Raw genomic sequence first — 17,354 nt, 5'->3', positions numbered from 1 at the left:
GAGAGACACCGTGGCGCTCGTTCCCTCCGAGACAGGTTCCGACGAGCTCCTCCAACGGAGGTTGGAGGAGCGGCGCGCGCAGGTGAGCGAGTGGCTCAACCGTTTCCGCGTGGGAGGAACGGGAACGTGGCTGTTGTTCGCCATGTTGTTCGACTGGCGGACGCCCTGGTGGATGCTCGGCATGTACCTGGGGCTGGCGGTGGTGCTCTGGCTTGGAGCACGGCGCTCGCCCGCGTTGGGGAGGAGGCCCGCGCTCGGGGTGGTGGGCATCGACATGCCCGCCATCTGCATCATCCAGGTCCTGGCGGCGCCCGGCTCCGACAACCCCCTGGCGTCGGCGCTGATGCCCATCGGCATCTACGCCACGTTGCTGGTGGCGGTGGCGATGCTCGGGCTGTCATGGCGTGGGGTCGCGGCGGCCACGGTGCTCGCCATCCTGTGCGAGGAGCTGATCTTCCGGGCGGTCGGGCTCCCGTGGGACCTCTATCTGTATGCGCTGGTGTTGGTGCTGTTGCTGGCGGCGGTGGCGGCGACGTTCGTGAGTCGGCAGATGCTCGGGCTGGTACTGGACGTGACGCGTGAGCAGGCCCGCCGCGAGCGCCTGGGTCGTTACTTCTCACCGCAGGTGGCGAGCCGGATCGCGGAGCTGGGTCCCGGAGCGGACACGGGTCAGCATCGCGAGGTGACGCTGTTGTTCTCGGACATCCGGGGATTCACGACGATGGCGGACCGGATGGAGAGCCCGCAGGTGGTGGCGCTGCTCAACGAGTACCTGGCGCGGATGGTGGAGGTGGTGTTCCGCAACGGGGGCACGCTGGACAAGTTCATCGGAGACGGGATTTTGGCGTACTTCGGAGCGCCGCTGGACCTGGCGGGGCACCCGCAGGCGGCGGTGGAGTGCGGGCTGCAGATGCTGGAGGCACTGGAGGCGCTGAACGCGGAACGGCGGGCGAGGGGAGAGGAGCCGCTGAACATCGGCATCGGCATCCACACGGGCCGCGTCGTGGTGGGCACCATCGGTCCCGAGCAGCGCCGCGAGTACACGGTGATAGGGGACTCGGTGAACCTGGCCAGCCGGATCGAGGGGCTGACGAAGAAGGTAGGAGTGCCGATGCTGGTCTCGGAGGTGACGCGGGCGCGGTGTGGTGCGGAGTTCGAGTTCACCGCGGCCACACCGCTGCCGGTGCAGGGCAAGCCGGAGCCCGTGGCGACGTTCTCGCCCCAACGAGCCCCGGCGGTGCCGTCCTCCTCAGTACGCCTTGGAGAACACGATGCGGCCGGGTGACGGGTCGCCGCACACCACGCACTTGCCCGGCTCCTGCTTCAGGTCGAACGGCCTGCACCGCGTGGTGGCTGCCATGTCGTTCTTCGCCTTCGCCTCGCACGAGGGCTTCTCGCACCAGTGCGCCAGCATGAAGCCGTCCTCGGCGCGCTTCTGCATCTCCTCGTAGGAGTTCACCTCGAAGGTGTTTGCGTCCCGGAAGCTCTTCGCCTTGTTGAAGAGGTCCGACTGCATGGCGTCCAGCAGGGCCTTCGCCTTCTCCACGGCCTGGCCCAGCGGGATGAACTCCTTCTGCTTCAGGTCCCGGCGCACCATCACGCACGAGTCCTTGGCCAGATCCTTCGGGCCCAGCTCCACGCGCAGGCACGTGCCCACCAACTCGTGCTCGAAGTACTTGAAGCCTGGGCCCTTGGACTCATCGTCATCCACCACCACGCCCAGCCCGGCCTTGCGCAGGTCCGCCGCCAGCGCGGCCGTCTTCTCCTTCACCTGCGTCTTCTCCGCATCGGTGGCCTTGCCGAAGATGGGGATGATGACCACGTGCGTGGCCGCCAGCCGCGGCGGCACCACCAGCCCCGAGTCATCCGAGTGCGTCATGATGAGGCCGCCGATGAGGCGCGTGGATACACCCCAGGACGTCTGCCACACGTGGTGCTGCTTGCCGTCGCGGCCCTGGAACTGGGTGTCGAAGGCCTTGGCGAAGTTCTGCCCCAGGTTGTGGCTGGTGCCCGCCTGCAGCGCCTTCTTGTCCTGCATCATCGCTTCGATGGAGTAGGTGCGCAGCGCGCCGGCGAACTTCTCCGTCTCGCTCTTGCGGCCCTTGAGCACCGGCATCGCCATGTAGTCCTCGGCGAACGTCCGGTACACCTCCAGCATCTGCAGCGTCTCCTTCTCCGCGTCCTCCTCCGTCTCGTGACAGGTGTGGCCCTCCTGCCAGAGGAACTCAGTGGTGCGCAGGAACAGCCGCGTGCGCATCTCCCAGCGCATCACGTTCGCCCACTGGTTGATGAGCATGGGCAGGTCGCGGTAGCTCTGGATCCACTTGGCGAAGCTGCGGTTGATGATCGTCTCGCTCGTGGGCCGGATGATCAACGGCTCCTCGAGCTTGGCGCCGCCCGCGTGCGTCACCACGGCGAGCTGGGGGTTGAAGCCCTCGACGTGCTCGGCCTCCTTCTTCAGGTAGCTCTCGGGGATGAGCAGCGGGAAGTAGGCGTTCCTGTGGCCCAGGTCCTTGAACATCTTGTCCAGGACGCGCTGCATGTTCTCCCACAGCGCATAGCCGTTGGGGCGGATGACCATGCAGCCCTTCACGTCCGAGTAGTCGGCGAGCTTCGCCTTCAGGACGAGATCGACGTACCACTCGGAAAAGCCCTTCTCGCGGGGCAGGAGCTTCTCGGCCATGTGTGGGCAACCCTCGTGCGGAATGAAAGAGGAGGGTTGCCTACGCTGGGAACTTGCGGAAATCAACGGGCACGAGGCCTTGGCTCAACGGGAATGTCCGGAGCGGGGGCTGTGCCGGGGCCCTGGCCCCTCCCCCGGTGGGGGAGAGGGGCCGTGGAGCCTCTTCGGGTGATTCAGACGCCTTCGGGCGGCTCGTGGCGGGGCGCGTCCGGAGGAACCAGACCCGGGGTGATCTCATAGAGCGTGCCACCTCGGATGGTGAAGTGACGCTCGCCCAGGCGCTTGATGCAGCGCTCCTCATCCTTCGCCTGGTAGACCTCCACGTACAGCGCACCCGGCGCCGGCGGGACGAAGATGCGGCGCACGGCGCAGTTGCCGAACAACTGCATCACCTCGTCCCGCGTCTGGCCGACCTTGAACTCCGGAGGAGCACCGTTGTCCTCGGCCGGAGCCTCGGCCTGGGCCTCCTCGGGTTTGGCCTCCTCGGCCTCCGGCGTGGGAGCCGGCTCCGGGGCTGCCTCGGCCTTGGCGGGCTGAGGTGGGGCTGCCGGGGCCGGGGCCTCCTCCTTCTTGGAGCAGGCCCCCCAGAGCAGCGCTCCGGCGAGCGCCGCGACCCTCCAGTTCATCCTCAGTTGCAATTGACGCCTCCGTGGCGGCAATCGTGGCCGCGGCGGTCCAGGATGAGCTGGTAGACGGACTTGCCGAGGTCACGGTTCTCTTCGGTCTCGGTTCTCCTCGGGTCGCTGCCAGGAGTCTGCTGGATGACGCCGCGCCCGCCCGTGACGGAGATCTGCAGCATGGGCTCGCTGGGGGGCGTTCCGGTCTCCGAGGTCATGTAACGTGCCCACTGGTCGTTGCCCTTGTTGTAGAAGCCCAGGGCGCAGTCGGCCATGCCCGTGGTGTAGTTGGCCTGATACAGGCGCGCGGCGTTGGTGCCCGTCGTCGCGCACACCGCTCCGGAAGCGCCGCTGGGCTCGAATGAGCCCCACAGCACGCAGCCGCTGCTCAGCACGCCCGTGGAGCCCGTGCGCTCGTTGGCCAGGGCGTACTCGATGTACCACCCCTTGCCCGAGGGCGAGGCCGACACCTGGCTGGCGGTGACGACATTGCCAGTGGAGTCGAACTGGCTGACGTTCGTCAGGTCGGAGTCGGTGTACAGGTGGCTGTCGTAGTTGGCGGCCTCCGTCTCACTGTTGAACTTACGCGCGGGGTCCGTGCCGCCATACGTGTAGATGCCGTAGTAGCGCTGCGGATAGGCCGACGTGGTCTGTGGATAGCTGAGTGCCACCCAGGAGTTGTTCGTCTCAGCGCAGTTCCACGAGGTAGAGGTGCCATCGCACTTGTACTGGATGGAACCGTCGTTGGCGTTACCGCACCCGTTGGCCGCGGTGTTGTCCCACGCGAGCGTGACGCGCACGCCACCGCAGGCGTTGCCGACCGGCGAGTACTCCGTCGATTCTCCCGTCACATGGTGGTAGTTCTGGAAGTTGGTGCTGGACTTGTAGAACATGGTGCCGCCGCGCTCGACGGTGAGCGTGTTGTTGACGCCACAGCCCTGAGCGGCGCACGAGCCCGGGGTGGACAGTCGGCACACGCTGCCCTTGTCCATCAGTGTCTCCTTGTCGCCGGTGCCCATGAAGGTGCGGATGTAGCCGGTCTCCGGCTGCCGGGTGACGAGGGCCATATAGGTGAACGGAGCGCGGATGGCCTCCGCATCACCGCTCTTGCCGCTCAGGTTGGCCACGCGGAAGGCGCGCGCGGCGAACCAGTTGTCCATCTGCTTCGTGCTGGAGTTCCACGTGCCCGGATCCCAGAAGCGCACCGTCCACAGCTGGCCGCCGTAGTCGCCCACCTGGGCCGTATCCCAGAGGAAGTCGCCATCACCCGACGGGTTGTCCGCCAGGCCGACGTCCATGGGCACCACGCCCGCGGCAATGGGATAGCGCAGGTGATCCGAGCGACCCTTGCCGTCCTTGTAGAAGTAGCTCCACAGCGTGTGGCCGGTGCGGATGTCCACGACGGCCATGCCGCGGCCTCGCGTCAACGTCTGATCGAAGCCGCCGTTGAGGAACACGACATAGCGCTCGCGGGCCGCCTTGCCGTTGATCAGGTAGGGAGAAGCGGGGCTGGCACCCTCGCCATACAGCGAGCGCAGGCTGTCATCCGCCCCGGGGCTGAGCGCCACGGGACCGATGGGGGGCGGGCGGGGCGCGAAGTTGGTGAAGCTCTCGCCGACCTGCACCGCCAGCGCGTCGCACGGCTGGGGCCACGTCCAGAGGAAGTCTCCCTTCTGGCTTGGCGCCAGGCTGGCGGTGTCTCCCGGGTTGCGGCCGAGCACGCGCGTCAAATCCAACGCGAAGCGGTGCACGCCACCGCGACCGCTGCCCACCACGGCGACCGTGCGGTACTCCTGCCACTGCTTCTTGCCATCCTTGTCCTGGCCCTCCAGGCCATCCGCCCACACGTTGCGGACCATGGCGGTGCCGTCCACGAAGTAGGTGTGCCTGCCGATGTTGGGGCGCAGCTTGGGCAGCAGGTCCGGCGGGATGAAGGCCCACAGCTCCTGGCCCGTACCCGCGTCGTACTTGCGCTCGTGGGTGAGCTTGTCGAACTCCTCGGTGCTCTGGCCGTTGTGGAAGGCGTGCAGCATGCCGTCATTGGCGCCCACCAGGATGACCTTGTCGCGGTTGCCCGCCTCGTACACGTACTTGTCATACGCGTTCACGCCCGTGTTGTCGGGGGTCGTGTAGTCGTTCTGCAGCAGGGTCGCGCCAGAGAACAGCGTCTGGATGCACTGATTGGAGAAGTTGCAGAAGGCGCGCGGAATCGGCGGCTCCACCTGGATGGGCGAGGAGTGGAAGATGTCGCCGAGCAAGAACGGCCTGTCGTAGTCGCGCAGGGCCGGGTCGTTGTTGAGCGCGTCGGCGCCGCGGTACCAGCGGATGACGAGCTTGGCGCAGTCGTCGGGACTCAGGCTGGGCACGCCCAGCTTGACCGCCAGATCGGCGCACGCGGCGGTGTTCTGGCTGATGCCCAGGAAGTCACGCAGCTTGCTCGCATTGGCTTCGGAGAACTCCACGGGCGTGTCGCGGAAGTCGATCAGGCCATCGCCCTTCGAGTTGTTGTAGTCGGCGTCGTTGTCGACGATGGTGTAGATGCGCCGGGTCTTCCAACGCGTCGAGTTGGCCGCGGAGGGCTTCAGCACCTTACCGGCCTCCCAGAAGGGCTGGGCGGGCAGCGTGGGCGAGAGCAGCTTCACGTAGTCGCCGTCGTCATTCTCGACGACGGGATCATCGGCCGCATCGAGCAGCACCGTGTCATCGCAGTCGCCGTCGTGGTTGAGGTCGCCGCCCGCGGTGGGCTGCGCCGGATCACAGCCGACCAACGACTCGGTGCTCAGGTTGAAGCGGTAGAGGAAGCCCTGCCAGGGCTCCGTCTTGGCGCGCGACGGCTTGAAGCGCGGAATGATGGTGGTGCTGGTGTCCCCGCTCTGCAGCGAGGTGGCCGCGGCGCTGGAGAAGGAGGTGGCGCGCGTCTGCACGTTGTTGATGATGTCCAGCAGTGCCTGCTTGAGGCTGGCCGCGTCCTCGGCCGTGTAGTACAGGCCGCCGCCCACGTCGGCGGTGTTCTTCAGCAGGTTGCTGTTGATGCCGAAGCCCACCGTATATGTGATGATGTTCTGCTGGCCGGTCGTGTTGAAGTCATTGACCTGCGCGGGCATGTTCTCCTGGAGGTCCTTCTTGTAGAGCATCTGCGCCACGTCATCGAGGTAGTAGTTGGGGTTGTCGTCCAGGACGTTGGTGACGTTGGCGCCCTTGTCACGGGTGGAGAGAGCAGTGCCCGACTGGCACGGCATGGCGTCCGGGCAGTACACAGGGCCGCCATTCACCGTGCGCAGCCTGTCAGCCATCTGGGCGCTCATGCTGTCGCCGCTGGGCTCACCGTCCGTGATGATGATGACCGAGGACGTCTGGCAGCCCCAGCACACGCTGCGGCCCGGCGAGTTGAGCAGAGTGTTCTTGAACTCCGGCGGGTAGTTGTAGTTCGTGCCGAAGTTGAACTTGACCCGGTAGATGTCGTCGCTCGAGGTGAAGTAGTAGCCCGTGTTGAGCAGCGCCTTGGCCAGCGGCGTACCGGTGGAGAACGTCAGGGTGTTGACCGAGTTGATGTAGCTGGCGCGGTTGTTGTCGAACGCGCTGGCGTCGCTGAGGATCTCCGAGCACGAGGGGTTCTGCGGCTGCAGCATCTCGCTGAGGAAGGGGTTGCTGTTGGGGGCGAAGATGCTGATACCCGCGCGCACCCGCTTCAGGTCCTTGATGACGGACTTGAGCACCGCCTTGGCGGTGACGTACTTGGGCGGGTTGAAGTTGAGGAAGCGGCCCCAGAAGATGAAGTCCAGGTTGGTCAGCGGCGCGGTGTCGCGCGCGGTGGCCTCGGGCAGCTTGTAGAAGCCCTTGGTGCTCAGGCACGAGAGGCACTTGTTGTAGTCGGCGGTGCGGCTGGTGTTCCAGTTGGGCACCTGTGACTTGCAGGCCTCTTCCTTCGAGTTCCACTGGGGCGTGGGATCACTGCTGTCGTTCCAGTACATGTACCCGTAGAACTTGGCGTCCTGGAACAAGTTGGGGAAGCCCAGGTCCGCGCCCAGCCCGGTGCCCGGATCCGGCACGGGGTACTGGAAGGTCGGATCCCAGCCGCGGCTGGCCTCGAACGTATCCAGGCGCACGTTGGTGCAGCCATTGGTGGTGAGGTTGAAGAACTCGACGTGCCCGCTGTTGATGACCTGCGGCAACTCACGCATGGAGCCCGACGCGTCCACCAGGAAGTGGATGTTGGGCGGGGCGCCCTCGGTGCTGAAGAAGCGCTCGTCGCCGGTGGCGTCCTTGCCGCGAATCACATCGTTCACCAGAGACGTGGTGAGCTGGCAGCACGCAGGGCTGTTGGAGGTGGAATTGCCCAGTTGGGCGTAGGCGACGCCAGCGGTGCCCAGGACGGCCAGTCCCAGGCAAAACCGGCGGAGGTGGGGGGTCCAGGAGTGCATCAGGTTTCTCCTTCGGAATTCGGATTCTAGAGGCCGACTCGGATCATGAATTCGATCTCACGCTCGGGGCTGGTGAGATCCGTGGCGTCCTCGCGGCAGACGGCGGTGACGGTGTAGAACTCGGGCACGCTGGGATCCCCGGTGACCATCCCGATGTCCTGGGCGCGGGCCATCTTGTTGTCCAGGGCGGCGGCCAGCTGGGCGCTGACCTGGGCCGGCGCACCGATGTGCCCTGTCTTCAGCAGCCCGCCCTTGGGGGGCTCGTTGGGGTCGACCTTGATCCTCAGGTCCTGACCGAACTGGATGCCCTTCACCTGACCCGGCTCGGCGGCCTTCAGCTTGGACAGGAAGAGGTTGCGAGCCGCCTGGACACAGGCGGACATCTCGTCCTCGCGGGTCTGCACCTCGGAGGCCGCGAGTTCCGTACCCGTGAAGGAGATGGCGCCCGCCACCAACAGGGTGATGAGCACGACGACGATCATGGCCATCACCAGGGCCATGCCGCGCGGATTGGGAACGAGACGACGCATGGGGGTTAGCCTCCACCCTGATTGACAGGGGCGAACTGGCGACTCATCTGCAGGTTCTTGGGGGAAATCGACTGACGCAGGATGGCACGGTAGAAATGACCGCCCGAGGGGGTGAAGTCCGGAGTCGGGACCTCCAGGTTCTCCCAGTGGCGCCAGGGCACGGCACCATTGGCCAGCGGTGTTCCGTCCGGGTAGTCGCTGCCATCGCGGCGCTTCATCAGGTTGTCACCCACGATCTGCGGGTCCGGCACGGAGCTGCGCGAGCTCAGCGTGATGCGAACCTGGCGGATGTTGGCCGGATGGTCATCCTGGCGCTTGGTGAGCATGTCCTGGTCGGTGAAGGGCCTGGTGGGGTAGCCGGCATTGAAGAACCAGCCCCGAGGGAGCTCGGTGGGGCCCGGCTTGATGTTCTCCCAGTTCTCTCCGTAGTGGTTCGGACCCATGGGGGTGTCCACTCCGAGGATTATCGGAGGGTTGGTATCGACGGTGTCGAGCATGTAGGCCACCTGGAGTTGCTCGATGCCCTCGGCCACGGGGACCGCGTCGTTGCGGTCGATGACGCCGTCACCCAGGGCGCTGGTGGCGCTGGGGTTGTCCAGTCCCTGGTGCATCATCAGGTAGGGCGTGCGCTCGGGGGTGGCGGGGTTGCCATCGTCGTCGAAGAGGTCCACGTAGAAGGCCGCGCGGTTGATGAGCACCACCTGGGGGCGGATTGGGCTGTTGAAGCAAGCATGGGTGAAGCCGGGAGTGGTCTGCTCATGAAAGAGTCGGCCCGGAGCCCCCAGCGGGGAGTTGGGCGCTGCGTTCGCAGGGGTGGGATCCAACGGAATGTCGACCTGCGGGTTCGCCACGTATGCTCCCACGGTGACGAAGACGTGCGGGGGGTTGCTCTCCACGCTTTGGTCGCTGCCGCCGGAGCCCGGAGAGCAGATGACCATCAGGATCTGCCCCCTGCGGATCGGCTCCGTGGGCGTGGGGGGCGAGTCCACGGTGAGGGTGGTGGCGTTCAGCGCGGTGACATTGCGCCGGAAGAGCGGATCGCGCCAGTGCACCACGAAGGCGTCCGGGTAGCCTTCATCCTGTGCATCGGCGCCAGCATTGAAGGAGTCATAGGGGATGATGGCCCTGTCGGGATCGACTCCATAGCCTGCCATGCGCAGGGTGCTCTCCATGAAGGCCAGGGCCTGGCGCGCATTGGCCTGGACGCCGCGGCGGCTGGCGTGAGCCTGGTACTGCTGCGCCTGGGAGATGAAGGTGAGGCTGATGCCCAGCAGCACCACCGCGCCCACGGCGGCGCCCACCAGCAGTTCCAGCAGCGTGAATCCGCGAGAGTGAATCGGCTTGCGCATGGGATCAGGGCTCCGCGGTGGTTTTGGAGTTGGCCGTGAAGATGCGAGGGTCGGCCTTGATGGACCAGGTGTTCACCTGCTTCATGCCGCCTCCCGGCGTCGGGAAGCGCACCATGACAAGGATGCGGAGCTCCTCGGGGGCCACGGCGTTGGGGAACACCTGCGTGCGCCAGGCCACCCTGTAGAAGTTGTTCTCGCCCTCGTAGGAGAAGATGGCGCCGGAGGCTCCCAGGATGGGACGCGTGCCCGGCATGGTCTGGGCCTCTTCGAGGGTCACCAGCCCGTCGGCAATGTCCATGTTGGTGAAGTTCGGATTGTCCTGCTGCATGGTCGTCCGCACGGTGAACACGGGGTCCGTGAAGGGCAGGCGCTCGAAGGAATCGGCCACGTCGCGGGCGATGCGGGTGGCGGTGGTCTGGGTCTGGGCCAGGTTGTTCTGCCTGCTGGCCAGCACGTTCATCTGCATGACGCCCAGGATGCCGACGGAGAAGACGACCAGGGCGGCCATGGCTTCGATGAGGCTGGTGCCGCGAGGGGAGAGGCGAGAGGAGGACAGGTGCATGGCGGGCTCCTAGAAGACGACCGTGGCACCAGCGGGTGCGGAAATGGAGAGCAGCTTCGGCGCGAAGCCCGTCTCATCCTCGGTATTGGGAGCGAAGGCAATGACGGCGCCGGAGGGGGCAATGCCTGTCATCACCCTCATGGTGCCATCCGCGTTGAAGCGCAGCACCCCATAGGGAGTACCCGCGCCCGCGACGCAGAAGTTGCAACCCGCCAGGAGGTCGTGCGTGGGTTTATCCAGGGGGTTCGCGGTGGCAGTGGAGGTGAGGGCGATGGCGCTGAAGGGGGCCGGCAGCGGCTTCCTGATGCGGCCGGAGTCCAGATCGAGGAAGGCCAGGCCGCCGGCGTCCATGCCAGAGCCAGCGCTCAGCACCAGCTGGTCTCGAATGGGGGCGTTGAGGTTCTGGACGGTGCCGTCCTCCAGCTGACGCGTGAAGGCCAGCGCCGCGTCGGGTCCGTTGCTCAGGTCCACGTTGGCCCAATCCCAACCGACAGGCCACGGCCAGTCCGGGCGATCCAGCACCTGGATGCGGAGATCGTTGCCCGTCTGGTAGATGAAGACATAGTGCGGTGAGCCGCGGCTGACGGCACTCAGCTGGGCACCGTTGATCATCGCCGTCACATCGAACACGGCGTTGTTCATTCGGGCCTTGCCCATGCCGTAGACCATGAAGGACACGGAGAGGGCGGCCAGGATGATGAGGATGACCACGGCGGTCATCACTTCGAGAAGCGTGAAGCCTCGGCGGAGTCGGGAGCGGGCGGGCAAGGGGGACCTCCTGAGGACCTCTGCCTTCTGCAAGGACCGGCCCTGCTCCGCCCCCCATGTAAGCCCTGGGAAGCACACGATCATCCAGCCTCTCGGCCCACGTTTCGCAAGGCCGTGCGCTTCGCAAACTTTGCACTCCGCAAACTTTGCGAGGCTTCACTCTCGCAGGTATGACATGTGAGACACCCTGCGAGGAGGCCTCATGCTGCGCCCGCTGACGGAAGAGATTCACGTCCTGGACGTGCCGTTCCGCACAGGAGGGCTCGAACTGGGAGGGCGGATGACGGTGATCCGCCTGCCCGGGGGTGGATTGTGGATCCACTCACCGGTGCGGCTGGACGCGGCGGCGCGCGCGGCGGTGGATGCGCTCGGGCCGGTGCGCTTCCTGGTGGCCCCCAATCTGATGCATCACCTGTCGATGAAGGACTGGGCGGCGGCATACCCGGAGGCTCGTGTGGTGGCGCTGGCGGGGCTGCGCCAGAAGCAGCCGGAGCTGCGCATCGACGTGGAGCTGACCGACACGCCGGAGGCGGGCTATGCGGAGGTTCTCTCGCAGCAGCGGATGAAGGGAATCCCTCGCGTGGAGGAGTTCGTCTTCCTGCACCGGCCCACCCGCACGCTGCTGCTGACGGACCTGGCCTTCCACATCCGCGAGTCTCCCTTTTGGCTCACGCGCACGTACCTGCGGTTGTGCGGCACGTACGGGAAGCTCGCGCCCACGGTGTTGCTCAAGTTGCTCGTGAAGGATCGCGCGGCGCTGCGCGGATCCGTGGAGACGGTGCTCGGGTGGGACTTCGACCGCGTGGTGGTGTGCCACGGCGAGGTGCTCGAGCACGGCGGGCGGGAGGCGCTCCGCAACGGGTTCGCGTGGCTCTGGAAATAGGCCGCCCGACAAGAAGGGGTGAAACATTAGCAAGGGCATCGTGCATTGGGTGGGCGCGCTGCGTTAAGAAGTGAACTCCCCCGTTTGCAGGTTTTCCTGCGGTTTCCTCCTGGAGGTCGAATGCTGTCGCAGCGCTTCTCCCTTGTTGTCGCCGGTGTCCTGGCGGCAGGACTCTTTTCTCACGAGGCTCACGCCAACGCCTCGGGCAAGACCGGTTTCTCTGGCAAGCAGGGCTCGACCTGCGTGCAGGCATGCCATGCTACCGGCGCGAGCACCCTGGTTCCGACCGTGACGATCAACGGTCCCGCGACGCTCACCGCGGGCAGCACGGGCAACTACACGCTCATCGTTACAGGCGGCCCCGCCGTGAAGGCTGGCATGAACGTGGCCGTGAGTGACAGCGGAGGAACGCTCAACGTGGCCGGATCCGATCTCAAGGTCGAGAGCGGTGAGCTGACTCACACGGCAGCCAAGGCGTTTGCCAACGGCGAGGTCCGCTTCGACTTCTCGCTGGTGGCGCCCTCCACGAGCAAGACCGTGACGCTCTACGCCTCCGGCAACTCGGTCAACGGCAACTTCGCCTCGACCGGAGACAACTCGGCGTCCACCACCTTCAATGTCCAGGTGACCGCTGCGTCGACCCCGGACGCGGGCGCTCCGGATGCGGGCACTCCGGATGCGGGCACGGACAACCCGGGCGGTGGCGAGGGTGACGACGATGGGGGCTGCTCCGCCGCGGGTGGCGCGCCCATGGTGGCGTTGCTGGCCCTCGTGGCCGCGCGCATGCGCCGCCGCAACTCGTAACGTGTAGCTGGGGCCGTCCGCCTGCTGTGCGGACGGGCCCGAGGCGGGGGGACGACAGGGCTTGGGGCTTCGGCCTAGCATCCCGGCCCTTCAAGCCATGCATCTCCTCCGCCTGCTACCCGCCCTCTCGCTGACCGCCGTCCTCGCGTGTGCTTCTTCTTCCAGCACTCGCGCCCCCACCGCCCTGGCGGAGCTGGAGACGAGCGCGCGCCGTTCGCCCGAGGAGCTGCGGGTGATGACCTTCAACATCGAGTCCGGCATTCGCGGCCTGGACAAGGTGGCTGAGGTCATCCGCGGCGCTCGGCCCGACGTCGTCGCGCTCCAGGAGGTGGATCTCGGGAGCCGCCGCGCGGGAGGGCTGGACCAGACGGCCGTTCTCGCCGAGCAGGCCGGGCTGCCGTACCACGCGCACTTCCGCACCACGGATCTCTATGGCGGCGCGTACGGCATCGCGCTGCTCTCGCGCTTCCCACTGGAGTCGCTGGCGCAGTACCCGCTGCCGGTGCCTCGCGGCGCCGAGCCCCGGACGCTCGTCCACGCAGTGGTGCAGGTGGCTGGGCGCGAGATCAGCGTCTACCTCACCCATCTCATCCGCAGGCCCTTCAATGGAGACGTCCGCGTGCGCCAGAGCGCGCTCATCGCGGGGATGATGGCCAGAGACCCACGGCCCAAGCTCCTCATGGGAGACTTCAACGACGATCCGGACTCTCGCCCGGTGCGCCTGTTGCGGAGGGGGCTCACGGATGTCGTCGCGGCCAGCGGCCATGGCTCGGACGGCACCTACCCGCTGCCGTTCCCGTTCTCGCCGGCGCTGCGCATCGACTACGTGCTGGCCTGTGACTCCTTCGAGCCGGTGCGGAGCGCGGTGCTGCGCGTGGGGGCCTCGGACCACTACCCCGTCATCGCGGACGTCCGGTTGAAGGACACGCAGGAGCCTCTCAGAGCAGCGCTCCCCGCAGAATGATGCTGGCCGCGGTGAAGTAGATGACCAGCCCGGACACATCCACGAGCGTGGCCACGAAGGGGGCGGAGGCGCTCGCGGGGTCGAAGCCCACGCGCCGCAGGGCGAAGGGCAGCATGGAGCCGGACAGCGTGCCGAACATCACCACCCCCACCAGCGACGCACCCACCGTCAGCGCCACCTTCACGGCGTGCTCGCCGTAGCTGTGGAAGAGGGCCTGCCAGATCAGGATGCGCGCGATGCCCACGCAGCCGAGGATGGCTCCCAGCGCGAGGCCCGCCGCCAGCTCCCGCCGAGCCACGCGCCACCAGTCCCTCAGCCGCACCTCGCTCAGCGCCAGCGAGCGGATGATGAGCGTGGTGGCCTGGCTGCCCGAGTTGCCTCCCGAGCTGATGATGAGCGGGATGAAGAGGCTCAGCACCACCGCGCGGGCGATCTCCTGCTCGAAGTAGCCCATGGCCGTGGCGGTGAGCATCTCTCCCAGGAAGAGCACCATCAGCCAGCCGGCCCGCTTGCGCAGCATGGCCAGGAAGCCCACCTCGAAGTAGGGCGCGTCCAGGGCCTCCATACCGCCCACCTTCTGGATGTCCTCGGTGGCCTCGTCCTGCACCACCTGGACGATGTCATCCACCGTGACGATGCCCTTCATCCGCCGCTCACTGTCCACCACGGGGATGGCCATCAGGCCCTGCTCGGAGAAGATGTGGCTCACCTCCTCCTGGTCCGTGTCCTCGCTCACGGTGACGACATCCCGGCGCATCACCTCGTCCACCCGCTTGCTCGGTGATGCCTGGAAGAGCTGGCGCAGCGAGACCACTCCCAGCAGGTGCTGGTGCGAGTCCAGGGCATAGGCGTAGTAGACCGTCTCCACCTTCTCACGCGTCTGCTTGCGCAGGTAGCTGATGGCCTCGTCGATGCTCATCTCCGGCCGCACCCGCGCGAAGCGCGGATTCATCAGCCCGCCCGCGTCGTCCTCCGCGTAGGCCAGCAGGGCCTGCACCTCGCGCCGCGTGGATTCGTCCAGCTCGGACAGCAGGGACTCGCGGGCCTCGGGGGGCGAGGCCTGGATGACGTCCACTCCGTCGTCCGGAGCCAGCAGCCGCATCCACGTGCGGCGCTCGCCCGGGGCCATGGCGAGGATCAGCTCCGACTGTTCCTGTGCCGAGAGCGAGAGGAAGAAGTCGTCCGCCGTGGCGTGCGGCACGAGTTTGAAGCTCTCCACGCGCTCGTCCCGAGACAGCGCGGGCCAGGCATCGCGCAGCTCGTGAGGGAAGATCGGCTCGGGGTCCAGGACCGTCGTCATAGGGAGTGACCCAACACTGGGATGAGAGGAGCGCGCTGGAGCTCCTGATCCGAGCCTTGTACCCCCGCGCCTGCCTCTCGTCACCCCGCGAGCACGGACCGGCATCGGTGTTCAATGACTGGAGGTCAAACTGACGACTGGGCGTGACGTGATCTCCATGAAACACCCGGGCAGGTGCGCTGGCTCCCGGGCCCGAGCGTGGAGGCTCGCCGTTGACGAGCCGTTGACCTACCCTGAGGGGAATGGGGCTCTCCGCGCTCAAGATCCGGTCCGTCACGCTCCGGCGGCTCTTCGTCGCCGTGGTGGGCGTCTTGACGTGCGGTGTGTTCGGGCTGGCGTGGCGCGTGGACCGATTCGGGCAGAACGAGCGGGCCATGCCGGCCGATGCCGTGGTGGTGCTCGGAGCCCGTGTCCTCAAGGGAGGGGTGCCCTCGGGAGCGCTGTATGCCCGGGTGGAGAAGGCGGCGGAGCTCTACCGCCGTGGCATTGCGCCCCGACTCGTCTTCTCGGGGGGCGTCGGCGACAACCCTCCCTCCGAAGCCCAGGTGATGCGCTCGGTGGCGGTGCAGCTTGGTGTGCCGGCCGAGGCCTGCCTCCTGGAGGAGCAGAGCCACTCCACCGAACAGAACTCCCGCTATAGCGCCGAGCTGCTGCGCTCCCTGGGTGCCCGGCGCGTGGTGGTGGTGTCCGATCCCTACCACCTGTTGCGCGCGCGACAGTACTTCCGGCTCCAGGGCTTCGAGGTGGCCACCAGTCCCGCGCTCCTCACCGACCGCAACCTCGATGCCTGGGAGCGCTTCTATTGGACCGTGCGCGAATCCCTGGCGCTGCTGCTCCACCCCCGGGTGCTGCTCGCCCGTTCGCCCGCAACCCTGGCGAGCGCAGCGGGCGAGGCGCTGGATCCGACTACTCGGGGATCCTGAGCGTGCGCAGGGCCCGGATGTCCTGGAACTGAACGCGCAGGAGCACCACGCTCCCAGGGCGAGCATCCCGGAGGAGTTGCACCAGGTCCGAAGCCCCCCGTACGGGCTTGCCTCCGGCCTCCACCACCACCATTCCCGCCGCGAGCCCGGCGCGCTCGGCGACGGAGCCCGGAACCACGCGGGTGATGAGCGCTCCCTGCGGCGCGCCGCGCGCCTCGAGCTGGGGCGGGACGTCGTTGAGGGCCAGCCCCAGCCGCTGGTGGGGTTCGATCTGGGAGTGGCGGTTCGTCCTCTCGGAGAGCCCCTCCAGGTCGGGCCTCGTCCCGAGCTTCACCTTGCTCTCCAGCCGCTGGCCATCGCGGTAGAGGGTGAGGGTCACCTGCGTGCCGGGAGGCAGCAGCGCCACCGTCCGTGTGAGCGCGCCTCCCGAAGTGATGGGCTTCCCATCCAGGGCCACGATGGCGTCATCCGGCTTCAGTCCCGCCTCCGCGGAGGGAGTGCCCTCCTGGACGCTCACCACAAGGGCTCCTTGGTGCATGGGCAGCCTCAGCGCCTCGCCGAGATCGGCCGTCAGGTCCTGAACGCCCAACCCCAGCCAGCCGCGAGTGACGGAGCCCTCCTTCTCCAACTGTGGCACCAGCGCCTTCACCAGGTTGCTGGGCACCGCGAACCCGATGCCGCTGCCTCCTCCCACGATGGCCGTGTTGATGCCGATCACCTCTCCCTGCATGTTGAAGAGCGGCCCGCCGGAGTTGCCGGGGTTGATGGCCGCGTCCGTCTGCAGGAAGTCGTCATACGGGCCGGCCTGGATGTCGCGCGCCTTGGCCGAGAGGATGCCCAGGCTGACGCTGGAGGACAGCCCGAACGGGTTGCCGATGGCCAGCACCCAGTTCCCCACGCGCATCGCGTCCGAGTCTCCCAGCCGCACCACCGGCAGGTCCTTCACATCCTTGCCGCGCAGCTTGATCACGGCCACGTCCGTGAGCGGATCCGTGCCCAGCACCTCCGCTTCGAACTGGCGCCCATCCTGGAGCTTCACGTCGATGCCGACGGCACCTTCCACCACGTGGTTGTTGGTGAGCACCACCCCCGAGGAATCGATGATGAAGCCGGAGCCGAGCCCCTGGCGCAGTGGCTCCTGGCCTCGCGGAGTCGGCGGGCCGAAGGGAAACGGCAGGAGGCCTCCGAAGGGATCCTCCTGGGCCGGAATGCCTCCCCGAGGCTCGGGACCTCGGGAGCGGACCTCCACGTTGACGACCGCGGACCGGACCGAGTCCGCCAAGGGCGCCAGCGAGGCGAGTGCCTGGGCCTGAGAGGGAGGCAGGGCCTGCGAGGGTGTCTGGTTTCCCTGCTGAGATGAGGTTGCCGGGGCCGCTGGCTCTTCAGCCGGATTCGAGCCGGATGGCGGCCTGTCACAGCCTGCGAGCGCCAGCACCGCTGCCAGTACGACTCCTAACACTGCGGACGTATGCGCCTTCATGTCTCTTCCCCAACGGACAGATGCAGTCCTCCTTTCGATAAAGCAGGAGCCACCCGCTGCAAGGTGGCCG

At 67.1% G+C, this 17,354-nt stretch carries 14 protein-coding genes; 5 read left to right on the top strand and 9 right to left on the bottom strand.

Annotation, left to right across the window (positions count from 1 at the left end; all coding sequences use genetic code 11):
• Positions 1–10: 10 nt before the first annotated feature.
• Entirely contained in the window at positions 11–1,285 is a 1,275-nt protein-coding gene (locus KY501_RS06185; RefSeq protein WP_224361591.1) for an adenylate/guanylate cyclase domain-containing protein, read from the top strand.
• On the opposite strand, the gene proS is transcribed toward KY501_RS06185, so the two are convergent.
• The 7 genes from proS to KY501_RS06150 form a co-directional block, all read right to left on the bottom strand.
• A complete protein-coding gene (gene proS, locus KY501_RS06180) occupies positions 1,250–2,683 on the bottom strand; it encodes a proline--tRNA ligase (protein WP_224361590.1) in 1,434 nt (477 codons plus the stop codon). The genes KY501_RS06185 and proS overlap by 36 nt on opposite strands.
• A 173-nt stretch (positions 2,684–2,856) precedes the next feature.
• Positions 2,857–3,309, bottom strand: a complete 453-nt coding sequence (locus KY501_RS06175) for a hypothetical protein (RefSeq protein ID WP_224361589.1) — start codon at positions 3,307–3,309, stop codon at positions 2,857–2,859.
• Between the two features lie 2 nt (positions 3,310–3,311).
• On the bottom strand, positions 3,312–7,721 hold the full coding sequence (locus tag KY501_RS06170) for a pilus assembly protein (RefSeq protein ID WP_224361588.1): 4,410 nt from the start codon (positions 7,719–7,721) through the stop codon (positions 3,312–3,314).
• A gap of 26 nt (positions 7,722–7,747) precedes the next feature.
• On the bottom strand, positions 7,748–8,251 hold the full coding sequence (locus KY501_RS06165) for a hypothetical protein (RefSeq protein ID WP_224361587.1): 504 nt from the start codon (positions 8,249–8,251) through the stop codon (positions 7,748–7,750).
• Positions 8,252–8,256: 5 nt separating this feature from the next.
• Positions 8,257–9,600, bottom strand: a complete 1,344-nt coding sequence (locus tag KY501_RS06160) for a PilW family protein (RefSeq protein WP_224361586.1) — start codon at positions 9,598–9,600, stop codon at positions 8,257–8,259.
• Between the two features lie 4 nt (positions 9,601–9,604).
• On the bottom strand, positions 9,605–10,162 hold the full coding sequence (locus tag KY501_RS06155; protein ID WP_224361585.1) for a type IV pilus modification PilV family protein: 558 nt from the start codon (positions 10,160–10,162) through the stop codon (positions 9,605–9,607).
• A 9-nt stretch (positions 10,163–10,171) separates the two neighbouring features.
• Complete coding sequence (locus KY501_RS06150) at positions 10,172–10,930, bottom strand: pilus assembly FimT family protein (RefSeq protein WP_224361584.1); 759 nt, start codon at positions 10,928–10,930, stop codon at positions 10,172–10,174.
• A 202-nt stretch (positions 10,931–11,132) separates the two neighbouring features.
• Between KY501_RS06150 and KY501_RS06145 the strand changes: the two genes are divergently transcribed.
• From KY501_RS06145 to KY501_RS06135, 3 genes are all read left to right on the top strand, one after another.
• Positions 11,133–11,813, top strand: coding sequence for a DUF4336 domain-containing protein (locus KY501_RS06145; RefSeq protein ID WP_224361583.1), 681 nt, complete (start codon positions 11,133–11,135; stop codon positions 11,811–11,813).
• Between the two features lie 120 nt (positions 11,814–11,933).
• On the top strand, positions 11,934–12,617 hold the full coding sequence (locus KY501_RS06140; protein ID WP_224361582.1) for an MXAN_6652 family MXYO-CTERM-anchored protein: 684 nt from the start codon (positions 11,934–11,936) through the stop codon (positions 12,615–12,617).
• Between the two features lie 97 nt (positions 12,618–12,714).
• Positions 12,715–13,581: an endonuclease/exonuclease/phosphatase family protein gene (locus KY501_RS06135; protein WP_224361581.1), complete on the top strand. Its 867-nt coding sequence runs from the start codon at positions 12,715–12,717 to the stop codon at positions 13,579–13,581.
• Here the strand turns inward: KY501_RS06135 and mgtE are convergent.
• Entirely contained in the window at positions 13,556–14,881 is a 1,326-nt protein-coding gene (gene mgtE, locus KY501_RS06130) for a magnesium transporter (protein WP_224361580.1), read from the bottom strand. The two genes, KY501_RS06135 and mgtE, sit on opposite strands and share 26 nt — an antisense overlap.
• A gap of 242 nt (positions 14,882–15,123) precedes the next feature.
• Between mgtE and KY501_RS06125 the strand changes: the two genes are divergently transcribed.
• The gene (locus KY501_RS06125; RefSeq protein WP_224361579.1) at positions 15,124–15,804 is read left to right on the top strand and encodes a YdcF family protein; all 681 of its coding nucleotides are present in this window, start codon (positions 15,124–15,126) and stop codon (positions 15,802–15,804) included.
• Here KY501_RS06125 and KY501_RS06120 read toward each other — a convergent pair.
• Positions 15,788–17,284, bottom strand: a complete 1,497-nt coding sequence (locus tag KY501_RS06120) for a trypsin-like peptidase domain-containing protein (protein ID WP_224361578.1) — start codon at positions 17,282–17,284, stop codon at positions 15,788–15,790. The genes KY501_RS06125 and KY501_RS06120 overlap by 17 nt on opposite strands.
• Positions 17,285–17,354: the final 70 nt, after the last annotated feature.

The sequence above is a fragment of the Hyalangium versicolor genome (assembly GCF_020103695.1).
Lineage (GTDB): Bacteria > Myxococcota > Myxococcia > Myxococcales > Myxococcaceae > Hyalangium > Hyalangium versicolor.
Note: the sequence above shows the minus strand (reverse complement) of the source record. Positions and strands in the feature narration are given on the sequence as shown.

Coding starts and splice junctions, on each gene's coding strand:
- KY501_RS06135 (WP_224361581.1), top strand. CDS start 12,715: ATGCATCTCCTCCGCCTGCTACCCGCCCTCTCGCTGACCGCCGTCCTC.
- KY501_RS06155 (WP_224361585.1), bottom strand. CDS start 10,162: ATGCACCTGTCCTCCTCTCGCCTCTCCCCTCGCGGCACCAGCCTCATC.
- KY501_RS06120 (WP_224361578.1), bottom strand. CDS start 17,284: ATGAAGGCGCATACGTCCGCAGTGTTAGGAGTCGTACTGGCAGCGGTG.
- proS (WP_224361590.1), bottom strand. CDS start 2,683: ATGGCCGAGAAGCTCCTGCCCCGCGAGAAGGGCTTTTCCGAGTGGTAC.
- KY501_RS06145 (WP_224361583.1), top strand. CDS start 11,133: ATGCTGCGCCCGCTGACGGAAGAGATTCACGTCCTGGACGTGCCGTTC.
- KY501_RS06170 (WP_224361588.1), bottom strand. CDS start 7,721: ATGCACTCCTGGACCCCCCACCTCCGCCGGTTTTGCCTGGGACTGGCC.
- KY501_RS06160 (WP_224361586.1), bottom strand. CDS start 9,600: ATGCGCAAGCCGATTCACTCTCGCGGATTCACGCTGCTGGAACTGCTG.
- KY501_RS06125 (WP_224361579.1), top strand. CDS start 15,124: ATGGGGCTCTCCGCGCTCAAGATCCGGTCCGTCACGCTCCGGCGGCTC.
- KY501_RS06140 (WP_224361582.1), top strand. CDS start 11,934: ATGCTGTCGCAGCGCTTCTCCCTTGTTGTCGCCGGTGTCCTGGCGGCA.
- KY501_RS06175 (WP_224361589.1), bottom strand. CDS start 3,309: ATGAACTGGAGGGTCGCGGCGCTCGCCGGAGCGCTGCTCTGGGGGGCC.
- KY501_RS06165 (WP_224361587.1), bottom strand. CDS start 8,251: ATGCGTCGTCTCGTTCCCAATCCGCGCGGCATGGCCCTGGTGATGGCC.
- mgtE (WP_224361580.1), bottom strand. CDS start 14,881: ATGACGACGGTCCTGGACCCCGAGCCGATCTTCCCTCACGAGCTGCGC.